Genomic DNA, 449 nt, shown 5'->3' on the forward strand with positions numbered 1-449 from the left:
TTAGCCTCTTTTTCGTGTGTAACACCTACATTAAGGTTACCATTAAAGCCAACCATGGTGTTTTTATGTAGTACAATGTTAATAATACCACTCATGCCTTCTGGGTTGTATTTTGCTGAAGGGTTTGTAATTAGTTCAATAGATTTAATGGCTGTAGATGGAATTTGTTTTAATAGTTGTGCTGTTGGTATGTTTGATAATTTACCATCTACCATTACACGCACGTTTTGATTGCCTCGCATACTAATATCGCCCGTTTGAGCATCAACATTTACTGATGGAATACCTACCATTAATTGCGATGCTGTACCAGTTGCGGCAAGGTCTTTACCTATTGTAATAACTTTTCTGTCTACTTTTTGTTGTATGGTAGAGTTTTCAGCAATAACGGTAACAGCTTCTAAGCTTTCAGCTTCTTCTTCTAAAAAAATATCACCTAAATTTACATT

At 35.2% G+C, this 449-nt stretch carries 1 protein-coding gene; it reads right to left on the reverse strand.

Annotated elements, in window-relative coordinates; translation table 11 throughout:
* Positions 1-449 (reverse strand): TonB-dependent receptor plug domain-containing protein (locus FUA24_RS07550; RefSeq protein WP_148541146.1); only part of this gene is annotated, 449 nt, incomplete at both ends.

It is taken from the genome of Seonamhaeicola marinus (assembly GCF_008085455.1).